The following is a 16,551-nucleotide window of genomic DNA, read 5'->3' on the forward strand; positions in this document are numbered from 1 at the left end:
AGAGGACGCTGCGGATCCTCGAAAGCTGCCGCTAGCCGACACCAGCGTCGCGGCAATTCACCAGCGCCGCCGGAAGCGCATGGCGGTGCAGACCCGTTCGCGGGCCATGTCATGGGCCGCCGTGCGGGGCATCGTCCCCTCGGCCTTGGCCCGACGCAGGACCTCGTCCAGGTTGTGGCGGATCTTCTCCTCGATGCGCCTCAGGGCCTCGTTCTGGCTGCCCCCGTGATACTCCACGGCGGCGCAGATCACCCCGCCGGCATTGACGATGAAGTCCGGAAGCACCAGCACCCCGCGCTCGGCCAGGCGCCGCTCCGCCGCCTCGGTGACCGGGATGTTGGCGCCCTCGGCCACGATCCCGGCCCGGAGGCGATCCACGTTGCCCTCGTGGATGACGTCGGGCCGGGCGGCGGGGATCCAGACATCGCACTCCACGTCGATGATGGCGTCGCGCTTCCGGGCCTCCCCGCCGGTGAACTCGGCCACCGGGTGGCCGCCGCGCTTCCAGTCGATCAGCGCCTCCACATCCAGCCCTTCCGCCCGGACGAGGGTGCCGGCGGAATCGCTGGCTGCCACCAGCAGGGCGCCTCGCTGGGCGAGATAGCGGGCGGCGTGCATGCCCACGGCGCCGAAGCCCTGGATGGCGATGCGGGCGCCCTGGAGGCGGAAGTCGCCGTGAGACTGGGCGGCCTCCACCGCCGCGGCCAGGCCGTAGCCCGTGGCGCCGATCTCGTCGAGGGGAATGCCACCCAGCTCCCGGGGCAGGCCCACCGAGCGGCCGGTCATGTCATGGACCCAGGCCATGGCGATCTCGTTGGTGCCCATGTCCGGGCCGGGGATGTAGTCCGTGATCTCGCGGATGGCGTAGGCGTAGGCCCGCATCAGCCTTTCCTTGTCGGCGGTGGGCTGGTGTGGATCGGCGAAGATCACCGCCTTGGCCCCGCCGTGAGGCAGCCCCGCGGCGGCATTCTTCAGCGTCATGGAACGGGCGAGGCGCGCGCACTCCTCCAGGCTCACGTCCGGGGCCATGCGGGTCCCGCCGATCGCGGGGCCGGCCGCTACATTATCGATGACCACGATGGCGCGCAGCTGCGTGCCGGGATCGTGCAGGTAGAAAACCTTCTCGGGGCCCAGTTCGTCGGCGATATCGAAGGCGTCGCTCATCTCCCGTCCTCCCTACGGTGTCTCCCTTCAAGCTAGCAGGCGACCGGTCGGGCGATGCCTCCCCGGCGGGGCCATTCGCTCCGGGCTCTCCTATGCTGAGAGACACGTCCGATCCCCGGTGAGGTGACATGAACGTTCGGGACGCCCGAAAGGACGATGCGCGGGACCTGGCCTACCTCATCAACCTCGCGGGCGAGGGGATGCCGGAATATCTCTGGCGGCGGATGGCCGCCGAGGGCGAGTCGCCCATGGCGGTAGGCATCGAGCGCGCCGGACGGGAGGAGGGGGGCTTCAGCTATCGTCACGCCCGGGTATGCGTCCATCGGGGGCGAGTCCTGGGTATGATCCTGGACTATCGGCTCCCCGATCCCTACGATCTCGCGGCGCTGGCCGATTGTCCGAGCGTCGTGCGTCCCCTGGTGCGCCTCGAGGCCCGGGTCCCGGGCAGTTGGTACATCAATGCCCTCGCCACCTATCCGGATGCGCGTGGCAAGGGGGTGGCCAGGCTGTTGATGGCCCAGGCCGAGGCCTCCGCCATCGCCGCCGGGTGCGAGACGTTGAGCCTGATCGTCGCCTCGGAGAACCGGCCGGCTCGTCGGCTCTACGACCGACAGGGGTTCGACGAGATCGCCTCCCTGCCGGTGATCGCCTATCCCGGCTGTCGCCATGGGGGCGAATGGCAGCTGATGACGCGTGCCCTGGATACCGGATGACCGGCCGGCGCAGCGGCGGAGGCTACCCCGGTCGCGTCGCCGCGCGAGTCTCCATCTCGGCCTCGGCCTCGAGACTCTCCCGGTCGCGGAAGATGGTCGCCACGGCCAGGGTCCGATCGCCGGCGATGAAACGTGCCGTGAAATCCCGGGCGGCGGGATCGCCGTCGGTCTCGATGCGCTCCCAGCCGGGGGCATGCCCCACGTAGCTGATACCGATCCCGTAGTGCTCGCTCCAGAAGAACGGCACGGCCGGACGGGCGTCCTCGACGCCCAGCATGTGGCGGGCGGCCCGCTGTCCCTGACGCTGGGCCACTACCCAATGCTCGATGCGCACGCGCTCGCCGCTCACCGGATCCGGCCAGCGGGCCGCATCGCCGGCGGCATGGATGCCGGGCACGCGGGTCTCGAGGGCGGCGTCGACCAGGATGCCGTCCTCGACGTCCAGGCCCGCCGCCTCGGCCAGGGCCGTGCGCGGCCGGACCCCGATGCCGACCACCACCAGGTCGGTGTCCAGGCGGGTGCCGTCGTCGAGTTCCACCGCCTGGTCGGTGATGCTCGAGACCGTCCGGCCCAGGTGGAAGGTCACGCCCTTCGACTCGTGCAGGATGCGAACGAAGTCCCCCAGGACGTCCCCCATGACGCGCGCCAGGGGGCGCGCCTCGGGGGCGACCACCCGGACCTCGAGACCGCGCTGGCGCAGCGAGGCCGCCACCTCCAGCCCGATGAAGCTCGCCCCCACCACCACGGCCCGGCGCGCACCGGCCTCGACCGCGGCGATGATCCTCTCGCTGTCGGCGAGGCTGCGGAGATAGTGCACCCGGGGCGACGCCGCGCCGGGGATCGCCAGGCGGATCGGCTCGGCGCCGGTGGCCAGCAGCAGGGCGCCGTAGTCCAGGGTCCCGCCGTCGGCCAGCCGCACCCGGGAGGCCTCGGGCTCGATCGCCGTCACGGCGGTGTCCAGCCTCAGCGTGATGTCATGGCGGGCATAGAAGTCGTCGCCGCGCAGCGGGATCCACTCGGCCTTGGCCTTGCCGGCCAGGTAGTCCTTGGACAGGTTCGGTCGGTCGCAGGGTGGCGCCGGATCCTCGCTGAGGATCGTCACCGGGCCGGTATAGCCCTCCCGGCGCAGGGTTTCGGCGGCGGCTTCCCCGGCCGCGCCGCCCCCGACGATCACCACCGACGACGGCGAGCGGGCCGGGCGGCGGGGCGGTCGGTCGTCGAGGGCCTCGCGCACGAAGACGCGGTCGTCCACCACCTCGGTCCGCCAGCAGGGCAGGTCGTCCAGCGCCGGGGCGGCCAACGCCTCGCCGCCGCGCAGCTCGAAGCAGGCGTGATGCCAGGGGCATCGCAGGGTGTCGCCGACGATCAGGCCCTCGTCCAGCGGCGCACCATAGTGGGGGCACTTGGCCCCGACGGCATGAAACCCCGTCGGGGTATGGGCGAGCAGCACGGCCTTCCTGCCGACATGGCCGCGGATCGACTCGCCCTCGGGCAGGTCGCTCAGGGGAATGCCGGCGGCCAGGTCGGGGCCGCTCGGCGTGGCGGCGGCACTCATGGCGATGTCCTCCTGTCGGTGCGCGTCCGGCAAGCCGGGAGCGCGGGGGTGGGGTGGGTCAGCGCAGTTGGGCGGCGATCCACTCCGCGTAACCGTCGATGAACTTCTGCAGGAAGCCCCGGCAGCGCTCGGTGGGCTGGCCCTGTTCGTCGAAGAGCTGATGCGCCTGGCTGAGATAGGTCTCGGGTTGCGGCATGCAGCGCACGTTCAGGTTGACCAGCGACTGGCGCAGGTGATGGCTGGCGCCGAAGCCGCCCTGCATCGAGGGCGAGGCACTGATGACGGCGCCGGGCTTGCCGGCCCAGACATTGTGTCCCGGCGGGCGGGTGCCGATGTCCAGGGCGTTCTTCATCGCCGCGGGCATCGAGCGGTTGTGCTCCGGGGTCACGAACAGCAGCCCTTCGGCCGCCCGGATCCGCTCGCGGAAGACCCGGTAGGGCTCGGGGGAGTCGTCATCGAAATCCTGGTTGTAGAGCGGCAGGTCGCCGATCTCCACGATCGCCATGTCCAGGCTCGCCGGTGCCTGGGCGATCAGGGCATTGGCCGCCTTGCGGTTGAACGAGGCCTTCCTCAGGCTGCCGACGATGACCGCGATGGGGGTGGGTTGACTCATGGGCCGTTCCTCCAGCGGGGGAAGCAAGCGACATGAGTCACTATAGAAGCTGGCTCGACACCCGTGGGACCGACCGGAGGCGTCAGAGCTTGACCTTGCCTCGCAGCGCCTTGGTCTTGCCCTTCTTGACCTTCCTGTCGACCCGGCGGCGCTGGGAGCCCTTGGTGGGCCTGGTCGGCTTGCGGGCCTTGCGCTGCTGGATGGCCTGGCGGATCAGTTCGCGAAGCCGCTGCAGCGCCTCCTCCTTGTTCAGCTCCAGGGTGCGGTGCTCCTGCGCCTTGATGACCACCACCCCCTCCTTGCTGATGCGCCGGTCGGATAGCGCCATCAGGCGTTCCTTGTAGAACTCCGGCAGGCTGGAGGCCGGAATGTCGAAGCGCAGGTGCACGGCCGAGGCGACCTTGTTGACGTTCTGCCCACCCGCGCCCTGGGCGCGGATCTGGCTGATCTCGATCTCCCGCTCGGGGATCTCGACGCTATTGGAGATACGCAGCATGACAACCTCGTCGATGGCTCAGGGGCGTTGCCGCAGGGGATCGAGCAGCCCGCCGAGCCCGTTGTGGTCGATCTCGTGCATCAGCGCCAGCAGCCGTCCGATCTGCCCGTCCGGGAAGCCCTCCCGGGCGAACCAGGCGAGGTAGGGGCCGGGCAGGTCGGCGATCAGGGTGCCCTCGTACTTGCCGAAGGGCATGCGCAGGGTGACCAGTCGCTCCAGGTCTTCCGGGTTCACGGGCGTGCTCCTCGTCGCGGGGGATGGGGACGCAGCTTACGGCACCGGCTCGCCGCCGGCCAGGGTGGCCGTGTTAGTCTGGGCGCGAATCATTCCCTTCGACCACACGACGGCAGGAGAGCCCCATGACGACCCTGGTGATCGGCGCCAACGGCCAGATCGGCCGACAGTTCTGCGAGCTGGCCCAGCAGGCCGGCGTTCCGATCAAGGCGATGATCCGCGACGCGGCCCAGGCGCCCTGGTTCGAGCAGCGTGGCATCGCCACCGTGGTGGCCGACCTGGAGGGCGACTTCTCCCCGGCCTTCGAGGGCTGCGACGAGGTGCTGTTCACCGCCGGCTCCGGGCCGCACACCGGGGCCGACAAGACCCTGCTGATCGACCTCTACGGCGCCATGCGCGCCGTGGACCTGGCCGCGGCGCGAGGCATCGGGCGTTTCGTCATGGTCAGCGCCCTGCGTGCCGAGGATCCCCAGGCGGCCCCCGAGAAGCTGCGCCCCTACATGGCCGCCAAGCTGGCCGCCGACGTCTACCTCAAGGCGTCGACGGTGCCCTGGGTGATCCTCAAGCCCGGGCGGCTCACCGACGAGCCCGCCACGGGGCGGGTGGCCGCCTCGCTGGAGGAGACCGGCGGAGAGAACACCGTCTCCCGGGCCAATGTGGCCCAGGCGCTGTTGCACCTGGTCCAGGCTCGGGACCTGGTGGGGCGGGAGTTCCGCCTGCTCGACGGCGAGCGCCCGATCGGCGAGGCCCTCGCCTGAGCCGACCGGGGGCATTGCGGTCGGCTCAGGCGGGCGTGACCCGGTTACGCCCCTCGCGCTTGGCTCGGTAGAGGGCCCGGTCGGCGCGCTCCAGCAGGGCGTCGCCGGCATCGCCTTCCTTCAGGGCGGCGAGGCCGGCGGAGAGCGTCAGGCTCAGGCCCGGGCTCGCCAGCCGTGTCTCGACCAGCCGGCGTCTCAGTCGCTCGATGCTCCGCTCGGCCTCGCTTAACGTCGCTCCGGGCAGGATCACCAGGAACTCCTCGCCTCCCAGGCGGGCCAGGACGTCGTAGCGGCGCAGCTCGGATTGCATCACCTCGGCCACCGCCGCGAGCGCCTCGTCCCCGACCCCATGACCATGGCGGTCGTTGATCTGCTTGAAATGGTCGAGGTCGCAGATCGCCACGCACAGGGGGATGTCGTGCCGGTGGGTGCGGGCGATCTCCTCGTCCAGCCGGGCCAGGCCGGCGCGGCGGTTGAGCAGTCCGGTGAGCTCGTCATGCCGGGCCAGGAACTCGAGTCGTCGCTCCAGCCGCTTGCGCTCGGTGATGTCGGTGACGAAGGTGGCCTGCTTCACCTCGCCTCGTTCGTCGACGATGCGCGCCGCCTCGGCGATGATGCTGCGCCGCTCCCCATCCTTGCGCACCACCTCCCACTCCTGGCGGATCTCCTGGTCGGCCTGGCCCCGAATGAACCGCTCATGCAGCTCGCCGAGCCTGGCTCGGTCGGCCTCCGGCACCAGCATGGTGAAGTGCCGGCCGATCAGCTCCTCCTCGCGGTAGCCGTAGAAGTCGCAGTAGGCGGGATTGACCATCTCGAAGAGCCCCTCGGCATCGGTGATGCAGATGCCGAGGGGGGCGGCGCGGATCAGCCGGGGAATGTTGTCGGGATGCGTCAGGTTCAGCGGCATACGGCCATCCTCTGCCGGGGGCGCGGGCCGAACAGGGCCTCGATACGCTCGCTCGGGTCGTCGGCCAGGGCGTCCAGGGCCGGTCGGGCGAAGTAGTAGCCCTGCTGGAGCGAGATGCCCGCTTCGAAGAGCCACCGGGCCTCCTCGGCCTCCTCCACGCCTTCGGCGATCAGGGTCACGTCGAGGCGGTCGGCCATCGCGACGATGGCCTGGATCATCGCCTGCCGGCGGCCGTCTTCATGGCAGCCGCCCACCAGCTGGCGATCCAGCTTGAGCTTGTCCGGATAGAGGTCGGCCAGGACGTCCAGGTTGGCATGGCCGGTGCCGAAGTCGTCCAGCGCGACCCGAAAGCCCATGCGGCGATAGGCGGCGATGATGTCCCTCAGGTGACGACGGTCCTGGACTCGCTCGGTCTCGACGATCTCGAAGATCAGCCGCTCCAGCGGCCACCCCACACGCTGCGAGACCTCGAGGGTCGCCTGCAGGCAGGCTTCGGGCTCGTAGACCGCGTTGGGCAGGAAGTTGATGGAGAGCGGTACCGGCATGCCGAGTCGGCTGGCCTGCTCGATGGCCTGGACCCGGCAGGCCTGGTCGAAGCGATAGAGCAGCGTGTCGGTGACCTGTTCCAGCACCTGGCCGGCCGGTTCGCCGTGGGGGCCGCGAACCAGGGCCTCGTAGGCATGGATGCGTCGACGCCCCACGTCGATGATGGGCTGGAAGGCCATCAGGATGTCGAAGGGCAGCTCGCCTTCGCAGCGCTTGCAGTGTCCCGCGACCCGTGCGCAATGTCCCATAAGGGTTCCCCGTCGTTGGCGGCCCTCCCCCCCGGCTCGAATGACGCTCGTGGCGGGATGACGACCTGGATCCGTTTTTCGTTATATTTAGTGTTGAGCATGTACTGCTTTTGTACAAGTGTTCGGGCCGATTCTCCCGGCTGCCCATTCTCCGGGATGCCGAGGGGAAGGGAAAGCGGCAGGGCCACGAAAAGCGCGTTCGCCCCCGATGCGCCGGGGCTCTGGTCTTTTTCCCGACGACGGGACAGGATACGGCATCCCTGATGCTTCGCTGTCGGACTCGCCCCATGGCCCAGACCCCACAAGATGCTCACCTGGCGGCCCAGGCTCGCGCGCTCCTCGAGCGCGCCCCCGAGGCCGTGCTGCCGATGACCTACCAGCAGTTGGCCGAGGCGCTGGGGCTCACGCCGCCACGCACCATCCGGCGGGTGGCCGAGGCACTGGAAGCCCTGATGCGCGAGGACGCCGCCGACGGGAGGCCCTTCATCGCCGCCCTGGTGGTCAGCCGGCAGGGCGAGGGCCTGCCGCGGGAAGGCTTCTTCGAGCTGGCCGTCGCGCTGGGCCGCTTCCCGGCCGACCCGGCGACCCACGCCGAGGCCTGGCGGGCGGAAGTTCGCCGGGTGCTCGAGGCGCGACGCTAGCCCGGCCGCTTTCCCCGCCATGCCCGCTCCCGCCGCTTCACGGGGCGTGCTGATCGCCGAGCACGACCTCGCGCTGCGCTGCCTGGGGGCTGCCCGCCTAAAAAAACGCCCCGGCCGTAGGCCGGGGCAAGGATCGAGAGTCGAAGCATCGTCTTTTCGGTGCTGTCGCAATGCGCGTGAAAGGCGAGGGTCGCTCGCCTCGCTGGCTCAGAACGTGTACTGGGCGCTGACCTGCACGCGGTTGGCGTCGCCGTCGGTGCCGTCGTACTCGTCGACGCGGGCATGCTGGAACTCCACGCCGTACATGATGCGGTCGGTCGCCTGGTAGCGCAGGTTGGCATGCACGCTCATGGTGCTGTCCTTGAAGCCCGCGGCCTGGGCGGCCGCCTCGTCATCGGCGTCGCCCCCGCTGTAGCCCACGGCCAGCAGGCCATTGAGCTTGGCGGAGAGCGGCATGTCCACGAATCCCATGGCGTCCATCTGGGAGACGGTCTCGATCTCGCCCCCGGCGTCGACATAGCCGTTCTGGAAGGGCGCCGAGGAGTTGAAGATATAGCGGTTGGCACCGTCGTTGTAGCCGAGGTTGCCGCCGATCCTCGCGCCGCCGAGCTTGGCGGAAGCCGCGAGCATCACCCCATAGCCGGTCGCGGAATCGTCATTGGTGCCGTCGTCGGTCTCGAGCTGGGTCATCACCCCCGAGAGGGAGTACGAGATGGAGCCGGCGCTGCCCTGGTACTTGGCCGTGAGGTCGGGCAGCGGGTCATTGTCGTCGCTGGTGCCAGCGAGGGCGGACTCGGGGTTCTCCAGGGCGATGGAGAAGCCGCCGGTGGTGTAGCGCAGTTGCGCCTGGCGGTTGAAGATGTAGCCGGCCGGGCCGTTGAAGTCCAGGGTCGGCGGCAGGGCGACCAGCGGCATGAAGTTCGACCAGGTCTGGCCGGCGAGGATGCCGTTCCAGGACCCATAGGCATGGCGGAGGCGCAGCTGGGTGGAGTTGCTGACGACCTCGTTGAAGCCCGAGTCGGGGTTGCCGGAGAAGAAATCGGCCTCGACGCGGGTCTTGAGCTCGCTGCCCTGGACCTCGCTGGAGGTATTGAGCCAGAAGCGGGTCTGGCGGGCGTGGAAGCGGGTGCTGCCCTCGACCTCGTCGTCCTCCGCGTCGCCGGTGTTCACCGAGCTGATGTTCATGGCGTCGCCGAGGTCTTCGTTGACGTTGTAGATCATGTCGAGCTTGGTGTAGCCACCGATCGAGACGGTGACGCCGTTGATCGGCGAGAGGTCGACGGCGTGGGAAGCGCCGGCCACGGCCAGGGCCAGGGCACCGGTGGAAGACAGAGCGAAACGTTTGATCTTGTTGTACTGGGTCACTTGCGATTCCTTGTGTTGTTTTCTCTGCCCCGCATGGGGCATGGCATGGTGATGGCGACGTTGTGTCTGGCTTGCTGCATGACGTTTACGTCAACGTCAGAAGCTAGACGCGCCGACGTGAGATGACAAACGTAATGACCCAATTTGCGACAAAAGATGGAGTCATCGGCTCAGCCGGAGCGAGGGGGTAGAGGAGGGGCGACCCGCGCTCGAGGCTCGATATCAGGCGGGTCCGGCCACCGGATGACGTGGCCTGTGAGCGTGCTCGACCGTTATGGAGGTCGGAGAGGGCGCGGGACTGCTAAGCTGGCTGAGGCATCGGATGATATGCGCCCGACGACTCGGAAGGAGAGACGCCATGCCCATGTGTCAGAGCCGCTCGCCGATCCCGGACGCGCTGGTCGCCCTGCCGCTGCTGGTCTTCGCGCCCCCTTCGCTGGCCGAAGGTGGCCACGATCTCACCTTCACCGGGGCCGGCAGCTTCAACGCGCCCCATGGCGGCCAGACGATCCAGGTCGCGGTGTATGACGTGACGGCCGGGGAGGTGGTCGCCAGCCAGTCCGGACAGGTGGCCAAGGAAGAACCTCAGGCCTTCGCGTTCACCTTTCCCGGCGTGCTGCAGGAAGGGCATCTCTACGACATCCATTACTGGATCGATTCCAACTTCGGCGGCGGCAGCGAGGGCGTCTGCGATCCGGTCAACATCGACCATCAGTGGCGCGAGGCGCTGAACGCCATCACCGAGGCCGTCACGCTGCACGTCGAGCACCGAGCCGAACATCAGGCGCCGGTGTGTGCGACCTTCGCGGACTGAGCCCCGCCGCTACCCACCATAACCCGACGTCCTTGCCGTCCGCGCAAGCCAAGACGCCAGGCGGCAGAAGGCCGCCAGGCGTCTTGGCAAAGGAAGCGTGCGTCCCTGGCGAGGGTGAGCCCGCGAGGGACCTACATCTGCTTGGCCAGGTAGTTCTCGCGTCCCACCAGCTTGATCAGCCGCAGCTGCTGCTCCAGCCAGTAGGCGTGATCCTGCTCGGTGTCGGTGAGCAGCTGCTGGAGCACGGCGCGGGTCTGGAAGTCGCGCTCCCGTTCGCACAGGGCGATGGCGGCCTTCAGGGCGTCGCCCACTTCGTATTCCAGCTGCAGGTCGTTGCCGAGCATCTCCTCCACGTCCTGGCCGATGCGCACGGGGGTGCGGGTGTGCATGTCCGGCTGGCCTTCCAGGAAGAGGATCCGCTCGATCAGCTGCTTGGCGTGGCCCTTCTCGTCGTCGAACTCGTGGGCGATGCGCTCGTGGAGCTTGGACAGGCCCATGTCGGCGTACATCTCGGCATGGATGAAGTACTGGTCCATGGCGGCGAGCTCGGCGGCGAGCAGGCCGTTCAGGGCGTCGATGATGTCTGGGTTGCCTTTCATGGGGATCCTTCCTGGCGCCGGGGGTGTCAGGAGGGCATCCTAGGCAGAACTTCGTAGAGGGTCAATTTTTCCTTTAAATTCATCTGGTTGAAACCATCTTCGCGTGCGATTCGCATTCCGTTTCCGGGCGGCGGCCAGGCGAGGCCGGGCTCACGGCGACGGCACCACCAGGCCGCGCTGCACGGCCGGACGCTCGAGGAAGGCGGCGAGCACCCGTTGGACGTGCGGGAAGTCGTCGATGCCCACCAGCTCACCGGCCTCGTAGAAGCCGATCAGGTTGCGCACCCAGGGCCAGGTGGCGATATCGGCGATGGAGTAGGTCTTGCCCAGCAGCCAGTCACGGTTCTCCAGGTGAGCGTCCAGCACGCCCAGCAGGCGGCGCGACTCGCCCACGTAGCGATCCCGGGGCCGCTTGTCCTCGATCTCCCGGCCGGCGAAGCGGTTGAAGAAGCCGACCTGGCCGAACATCGGGCCGATGCCGCCCTTCTGGAACATCAGCCATTGCAGGGCCTGGTAGCGCTCCTGGCCGGCACTCGCCAGCAGTCGGCCGGTCTTCTCGGCGAGGTAGACCAGGATGGCCCCCGACTCGAACAACGGCAGCGGCTCCCCCTCCGGCCCGTCCGGATCGAGTATCGCCGGAATCTTGTTGTTGGGGTTCAACGACAGGAACTCGGGCGAGCGCTGGTCGCCGTCCTCGAAGCTGACCCGGTGCGCCTCGTAGGGCAGGCCGATCTCTTCCAGCATGATCGAGACCTTCACCCCGTTGGGGGTGGGCAGCGAGTAGAGCTGGAGGCGGTCGGGATGGCGGGCCGGCCACTTGCCGGTGATGGGAAAGGCGCTCAGGTCGTTCATGGGAAGCCTCGTATGCGGGACGGCCCGGCCAGGGGATGACGGCGCCGGTCGGAGATCGGCAGTCGGGCCTCCGATCATAGCCTGGGCATCATTCGGTGGCGAACCGCTGCTGGCCCAGGGGTCACGACCCGAGGCGGCTCTCCAGCGCCTCCAGATAGCCCTGGATGCGTGCCGCATTGGTGCCCAGGTCGCTGCGGCCGATTCGCGAGGCCGAGCGCACGTCCACCTCCACGCCGGCGTCGGTCTCCGTCAGGCGGATCACCACGTCGTCCCGGAAGCCGAACCAGCGGGTGGTGGCCACCGCCTCCAGGCGCCGCTCGGTGACTGCGGCGATCTCCCAGCCCTGCGCCCGGGCCGTGGCCTCGACGGCGGCGCGGACCTCGGCGAGCGGGCGGTCGAGCACCAGCGGTTCGAGCATCGGGTAGGCGGCGCGCTGCTGGGCGGCGAACCCCGGCGGATAGTCGACCTCGTTGGGCGCGGCCCGGCGGGCCTCCGCCAGGGCCTCGAAGGCCGGCGGGTCGGCGAGGTCGGTGGTGATGTCGTGGATCGGCGGCACGCGCTGGCCGCGCTGCATGTGCTGCCAGGGCACCGCGACCATGCCCACCACCGCCGCCACGACCAGCACGCTGACCAGGGTCGGCTTCCAGCGCCGACAGAACCCGGCGACCAGGAAGGTCAGCCCGCCGAGGGCGCCCGCCCCCGCGGCGAGCTGGGCCCCGCGGCGCAGCAGCGAGAAGGACTCGCCCAGCGACAGCCACTCCATCCGATAGGCCGGCCCGGCGCCGCCGATCAGCGCCGCCGCCACCCCCAGCAGCAGCACGGAGAGCCAGGCCAGCGCCACGGGCCACCGGCCGCCCCGCGGCCGGGGCTTGAACGACAGGGATGCCATGGTGCCTTCCTCCTTCGGCCTGCATGACCCCACAGCATAGTGCCACCATGGCCGCCTGCCGATATCGGACCCGGGCGACGCCGCCCGGGAACATGTCTCTTGCGGCGCGGAGCCGGGGGATGGCGTAGCCTGAAGCCATGGCGCGCCAACGCCGGGAGGCGGGCGACTGCGACGCGACGCGTAGCGAGGTGAATCCCATCAAGTACCTATGGGCGGGCGTCTTCGTCATCGTGCTGGTCTGGTCGGGCATCGAGCCCAAGGATCGGGCCACCTGGGCCCTGGAGGTGTCTCCGGCCATCGCCGGTGCGGTGGTGCTGTTGGGTACCTATCGGAGCTTCCGGCTGACGCCCCTGGTGTATGGGCTGATCCTGCTGCACTGCATCGTGTTGATGGTCGGAGGCCACTACACCTACGCGGAAGTGCCCTTCTTCGACGGCTGGCTGGGCGCCGAGCGAAACAACTACGACAAGGTTGGCCATCTGTTCCAGGGCTTCGTGCCGGCGTTGATCGCCCGGGAAGTGTTGATCCGGACCCGCGCGGTCAACGGGCGGTGGTGGCGCCGGCTCTTCGTGGTATCGCTGGTGCTGGCCTTCAGCGCCTTCTACGAGCTGATCGAGTGGTGGGTGGCGCTGGTGTCCGAGGAGGCCGCCGACGCCTTCCTGGGCACGCAAGGCTACGTGTGGGATACGCAATCGGACATGGCCCTGGCGCTGGTCGGCGCGATCGCCGCCCTGGCCTCGCTGTCCAGGGTCCACGATCGCCAGATCCGCCGGTTGACGAGCGGGGCGGGATGACGCCCCTTGTCCGGCGGCCGGCATCCGGCCCATGAGATGAGGCAAACTGAGAGGGGGCGGGCAATGACCGGGACGCGAGGGAAGATGGATCCGCGTGGCTGGGCGGTGGGGGGCGGTACCCTGCTGGGGCTGGGGGTCGGCCTGATGCTCTTGCGTTATTCCGCCCTGGCCTTCGTCGGCTCGCTGATTGTCGGTATCGGCATCGGCTTGATCATCGCGGCCGTGCTGTCCCGCAGGGACTAGCCCGCCCCGTGAAGGCTTGTGTCGCCCGACCCTGGGTGGTCCCATGGCGGGCGGCAGTTGCCGGGCAGGGAGCCGCCGGCTCCCCAACCCTTGCCTGCCGCGCCACGGGGCGGCAACCATTCCATGAATCCAGGACGTGAGGGAGGCAGAATGAAGACGCTATCGAGCACGGGGTTCGCGATCTTCGGGGCGGCGCTGGTCGCGATCAGTTACGGGCTCGCGCGCTTCGCCTTCGGGCTCTTCGTGCCTCCCATCCGCGACGAGCTGGGACTCACGCCCTACGTGATCGGCATCATCGGCGCGCTGCCGCTGATCAGCTTCCTGCTGGCCACGGCGATCGCGCCGTTCACCACCGATCATCTCGGCGCCCGTAACACGGCGGTGCTCTCCGGGGCCTTCGGCCTCGGCGGCCTGGCGCTGATCAGCCAGGCGACCGACGCCCTGATGCTGGGCGTGGGGGTGTTCGCGTGCGGCATCTGCACCGGCCTGATGATGCCGGCACTCACGGCCGCCATGCAGGCGCTGGTGAAACGCTCGATGCACGGGCGCGTCAGCTCGGTCATGAACGCGGGGACCAGCATCGGCGTGATCGTGGCGGTGCCGACGGTGCTGTTCCTGGCCGGGGCCTGGCGTTTCGCCTACCTCTCCTTCGCCGTCCTGGCGGGGCTCGGCGTGATCGCCGCCTGGATCTTCCTGCCTTCGGTCTCGCGGATCACGCCGGGGAACGCCGCGCCGCCGCCCCCGATCAGCGAACTGCCCTGGTCGCGCCTCGTCAGGCTCTCGCTGTTCGCCTTCGTGATGGGCTTCGTCTCCTCGGCGTACTGGATCTTCGCGCCCGACCTGGTGGTCACCCTCGGCGGCCTGCCCTCCGGCGCCACCGGCTGGCTATGGCTCGCGGTGGGCATCGCCGGCCTCGGCGGTGCCGTGGTGGCCGATCTGGCCGATCGCAACAACCCCCCCATCACCCAGGCCCTGATGCTGATGATGCTGGCCGCGAGCCTGGCGCTGCTGGCGGCCAGCCCCGGCCAGTCGTTGCTGGCGGCCTTCTCCGCGCTGGTCTTCGGCCTGGCCTACATGAGCCTGACGGGGCTCTACCTGATGACCGGCATCCGGTTGTTGCCGGGCCGGCTGTCGATGGGGCCGGTGCTGCCCTTCATGGCGGTATCGCTGGGGCAGGCGAGCGGCTCGCCCGTGGTCGGGGGGCTGGTGAATGCCCTCGGCTACGCCGACGCCTTCGCCATGTTCGCCGCGCTCGGCATCCTGATGGCCATCCTGTCGCCCTTCTATCCGGGCCACATCGCCCAGGCCGAGGAGGACGAGGAAGAGGAGGCCGGCCTCCAGGCGGCGTACGATCACCAGCTCCAGAACGAGGAGGGCGAGCCGCTGGAGGAGCCCGCCGAGGACGAGCCGGAGAAGCCGGCCGTCCACCCCTGAGGGCGGTGTCCGTCCCCGATCATCGAGCGATCGAGGCGCATCCCGGTCGCTCCGCCCCCTGACCCTGCGCCGGGCCATGTCCACCGGCCCGGCGGCACTCCGGTCTCGTCCGCCGGATTGACCGGGGAGGCGGCCCGGGGATTCAATCGAGCGTCCCGATTTCAGCCATCAGGAGTCACCGCCATGGGCGCTACCCCGGATCGCGCGACCGTCCCCGAGCCCTTCACGACCACGGTCATGGCGTCCGGCGCGCTGTTCATCGGCCTGGCCCTGCTGATGCTGGGCAACGGCCTGCAGGGCAGCCTGCTCGGCGTGCGGGCCTCCCAGGAGGACTTCGGCAGCGTCGTGATCGGCCTGATCATGGCGGCCTTCTTCACCGGTTTCCTGCTGGGCTCGGTATGGACCGTCCATGCCCTGCGCCGGGTGGGCTACGTGCGGGTGTTCGCCGCCCTGGCGGCCGTGGCCTCGGTGGCGATCCTGGTCCAGGAGCTGTTCGTGGTGCCGCTGGCCTGGGGGCTGATGCGCTTCGTCACCGGGCTGTGCTTCGCCGGCATCTTCGTGGTCTCCGAGAGCTGGCTGAACAATCGCGCCACCAATCGCACCCGGGGCCGGCTGCTGGCCGTCTACATGGTGGTCATGTACCTGGGCCAGGGCGGCGGCCAGTTGCTGCTGAACCTGGCCGACCCCTCCCAGGCGGACCTGTTCATCCTCTCGTCGATCCTGATCTCCGTGGCGGTGGTGCCGCTGCTGCTGAGTGCCACGCCCGCGCCGGAGGTCAGCCTTTCCCGGCGCATGTCCGTGAGGCGGCTGTTCCGCGTCTCGCCCTTCGGCGCCGGGGGCGTGTTCATCGCCGGCCTCATCAACGGCACCATCATGGGCATGGGCGCGGTCTATGCCCACGACGCCGGCCTCTCGGTGTCGCGCATCGCCCTGTTCATGGGCGCGCTGATCTGTGGCGGCGCCCTGCTGCAGTGGCCGCTGGGACGGCTCTCGGATCGCGTCGACCGGCGCCTGGTCATCATCGGCGTGGCCTTCGCCGGTGCGGCCTCGGCATTGCTGGCCGACCAGGCCACCGGCTGGACCACGCCCTGGATGCTGGGCAGCGTCGGCCTCTTCGGCGGCCTGGCCTTCGCCCTGCATTCCCTGAACCTGGCGCACACCAACGACTGCCTGGAACCCGCGGAGATGCTCGGGGCCAGCAGTTCCCTGGTATTGCTGCTCGGCGTGGGGTCGGTGATCGAGCCGCTGGCGGTGGGCGCCGTCATGAGCCAGGCCGGCGCCGCGGGCTTCTTCTGGTGGCTGGCCGTCGTGCAGGTAGCCTTCGGCCTCTTCGGGTTGGGCTGCGTGCGCTACTTCGCCAAGCGCGCCTCGGTGGAGCCGTCGCACTACGTCGTCGTTCCCGCCCAGACCTCCTCGGTGGGCTCCGCGGCCATCGAGGACGTCTATGCCACCCAGGAGCGCGAGACCGCCGAGACGCCCGACGATGGCGAGCCGGAGGCCGAGTCGCCCGACGCAGGCAGGCGGGAAGACGACGTCCGGGACGGCCCGCCCCCTGCGGCATACTGACGCCACCTTGCCTGACGATGACCGACTCACAGGGCCCAGGTCCGGGCCCAGTAACAGTCCCGTTCTGGCGGCTTCGTGGGCGGCAGAGTCACCCACGCCAGGCCGTCGGAACGATAAGAC

The 16,551-nt window shown here is 69.5% G+C and carries 19 protein-coding genes; 8 read left to right on the plus strand and 11 right to left on the minus strand.

Going from position 1 to position 16,551, the window contains the following annotated elements:
* Window positions 1–57 precede the first annotated feature (57 nt).
* The gene (locus BEI_RS02595) at window positions 58–1,164 is read right to left on the minus strand and encodes a Glu/Leu/Phe/Val family dehydrogenase (RefSeq protein ID WP_097788040.1); all 1,107 of its coding nucleotides are present in this window, start codon (window positions 1,162–1,164) and stop codon (window positions 58–60) included.
* A gap of 128 nt (window positions 1,165–1,292) precedes the next feature.
* Here BEI_RS02595 and BEI_RS02600 point away from each other — a divergent pair, with 128 nt between their 5' ends.
* Window positions 1,293–1,877, plus strand: coding sequence for a GNAT family N-acetyltransferase (locus BEI_RS02600; protein ID WP_097788041.1), 585 nt, complete (start codon window positions 1,293–1,295; stop codon window positions 1,875–1,877).
* Window positions 1,878–1,899: 22 nt separating this feature from the next.
* Here the strand turns inward: BEI_RS02600 and BEI_RS02605 are convergent, their stop codons facing one another.
* From BEI_RS02605 to BEI_RS02620, 4 genes are all read right to left on the minus strand, one after another.
* Window positions 1,900–3,432, minus strand: a complete 1,533-nt coding sequence (locus BEI_RS02605) for an FAD-dependent oxidoreductase (RefSeq protein WP_097788042.1) — start codon at window positions 3,430–3,432, stop codon at window positions 1,900–1,902.
* Between the two features lie 58 nt (window positions 3,433–3,490).
* The gene (locus tag BEI_RS02610) at window positions 3,491–4,045 is read right to left on the minus strand and encodes an NADPH-dependent FMN reductase (RefSeq protein ID WP_097788043.1); all 555 of its coding nucleotides are present in this window, start codon (window positions 4,043–4,045) and stop codon (window positions 3,491–3,493) included.
* 82 nt (window positions 4,046–4,127) lie between these two features.
* Window positions 4,128–4,541 carry an alternative ribosome rescue aminoacyl-tRNA hydrolase ArfB gene (arfB, locus tag BEI_RS02615; RefSeq protein WP_097788044.1) on the minus strand — a complete coding sequence of 138 codons (414 nt, stop codon included), beginning with the start codon at window positions 4,539–4,541 and terminating at the stop codon, window positions 4,128–4,130.
* 18 nt (window positions 4,542–4,559) lie between these two features.
* A complete protein-coding gene (locus tag BEI_RS02620) occupies window positions 4,560–4,775 on the minus strand; it encodes a DUF3820 family protein (RefSeq protein ID WP_097788045.1) in 216 nt (71 codons plus the stop codon).
* Window positions 4,776–4,900: 125 nt separating this feature from the next.
* Between BEI_RS02620 and BEI_RS02625 the strand changes: the two genes are divergently transcribed.
* Entirely contained in the window at window positions 4,901–5,533 is a 633-nt protein-coding gene (locus BEI_RS02625; protein ID WP_097788046.1) for an SDR family oxidoreductase, read from the plus strand.
* 25 nt (window positions 5,534–5,558) lie between these two features.
* Here the strand turns inward: BEI_RS02625 and BEI_RS02630 are convergent, their stop codons facing one another.
* Window positions 5,559–6,440 carry a GGDEF domain-containing protein gene (locus tag BEI_RS02630; RefSeq protein ID WP_097788047.1) on the minus strand — a complete coding sequence of 294 codons (882 nt, stop codon included), beginning with the start codon at window positions 6,438–6,440 and terminating at the stop codon, window positions 5,559–5,561.
* A complete protein-coding gene (locus BEI_RS02635) occupies window positions 6,431–7,234 on the minus strand; it encodes an EAL domain-containing protein (RefSeq protein WP_097788048.1) in 804 nt (267 codons plus the stop codon). The genes BEI_RS02630 and BEI_RS02635 overlap by 10 nt, the downstream gene beginning before the upstream one ends.
* Window positions 7,235–7,521: 287 nt before the next feature.
* On the opposite strand from BEI_RS02635, the gene BEI_RS02640 reads away from it, so the two are divergent.
* Complete coding sequence (locus BEI_RS02640) at window positions 7,522–7,875, plus strand: hypothetical protein (RefSeq protein ID WP_097788049.1); 354 nt, start codon at window positions 7,522–7,524, stop codon at window positions 7,873–7,875.
* A gap of 207 nt (window positions 7,876–8,082) precedes the next feature.
* Here the strand turns inward: BEI_RS02640 and BEI_RS02645 are convergent, their stop codons facing one another.
* Entirely contained in the window at window positions 8,083–9,240 is a 1,158-nt protein-coding gene (locus tag BEI_RS02645; protein ID WP_097788050.1) for a DcaP family trimeric outer membrane transporter, read from the minus strand.
* A 358-nt stretch (window positions 9,241–9,598) separates the two neighbouring features.
* On the opposite strand from BEI_RS02645, the gene BEI_RS02650 reads away from it, so the two are divergent.
* On the plus strand, window positions 9,599–10,054 hold the full coding sequence (locus BEI_RS02650; protein ID WP_097788051.1) for a hypothetical protein: 456 nt from the start codon (window positions 9,599–9,601) through the stop codon (window positions 10,052–10,054).
* A 131-nt stretch (window positions 10,055–10,185) separates the two neighbouring features.
* Here the strand turns inward: BEI_RS02650 and bfr are convergent, their stop codons facing one another.
* The 3 genes from bfr to BEI_RS02665 form a co-directional block, all read right to left on the minus strand.
* On the minus strand, window positions 10,186–10,653 hold the full coding sequence (bfr, locus tag BEI_RS02655; RefSeq protein ID WP_097788052.1) for a bacterioferritin: 468 nt from the start codon (window positions 10,651–10,653) through the stop codon (window positions 10,186–10,188).
* Window positions 10,654–10,803: 150 nt separating this feature from the next.
* On the minus strand, window positions 10,804–11,505 hold the full coding sequence (locus BEI_RS02660) for a glutathione S-transferase N-terminal domain-containing protein (RefSeq protein ID WP_097788053.1): 702 nt from the start codon (window positions 11,503–11,505) through the stop codon (window positions 10,804–10,806).
* Window positions 11,506–11,626: 121 nt separating this feature from the next.
* Window positions 11,627–12,394 (minus strand): DUF1499 domain-containing protein, encoded by a 768-nt coding sequence (locus tag BEI_RS02665; RefSeq protein WP_097788054.1) that lies wholly within the window; start codon window positions 12,392–12,394, stop codon window positions 11,627–11,629.
* Window positions 12,395–12,531: 137 nt separating this feature from the next.
* On the opposite strand from BEI_RS02665, the gene BEI_RS02670 reads away from it, so the two are divergent.
* The 4 genes from BEI_RS02670 to BEI_RS02685 all read left to right on the plus strand — a co-directional run bounded on the left by BEI_RS02670 (window position 12,532) and on the right by BEI_RS02685 (window position 16,431).
* A complete protein-coding gene (locus BEI_RS02670; protein WP_227644549.1) occupies window positions 12,532–13,188 on the plus strand; it encodes a DUF2238 domain-containing protein in 657 nt (218 codons plus the stop codon).
* A gap of 84 nt (window positions 13,189–13,272) precedes the next feature.
* Window positions 13,273–13,431 carry a hypothetical protein gene (locus tag BEI_RS19110; RefSeq protein ID WP_193765147.1) on the plus strand — a complete coding sequence of 53 codons (159 nt, stop codon included), beginning with the start codon at window positions 13,273–13,275 and terminating at the stop codon, window positions 13,429–13,431.
* A gap of 150 nt (window positions 13,432–13,581) precedes the next feature.
* Window positions 13,582–14,865, plus strand: coding sequence for an MFS transporter (locus BEI_RS02680; RefSeq protein WP_097788056.1), 1,284 nt, complete (start codon window positions 13,582–13,584; stop codon window positions 14,863–14,865).
* Between the two features lie 183 nt (window positions 14,866–15,048).
* A complete protein-coding gene (locus tag BEI_RS02685) occupies window positions 15,049–16,431 on the plus strand; it encodes an MFS transporter (protein WP_097788057.1) in 1,383 nt (460 codons plus the stop codon).
* Window positions 16,432–16,551: the final 120 nt, after the last annotated feature.

Origin of the sequence: Halomonas beimenensis (assembly GCF_002549795.1) — a bacterium.
GTDB lineage: Bacteria > Pseudomonadota > Gammaproteobacteria > Pseudomonadales > Halomonadaceae > Halomonas > Halomonas beimenensis.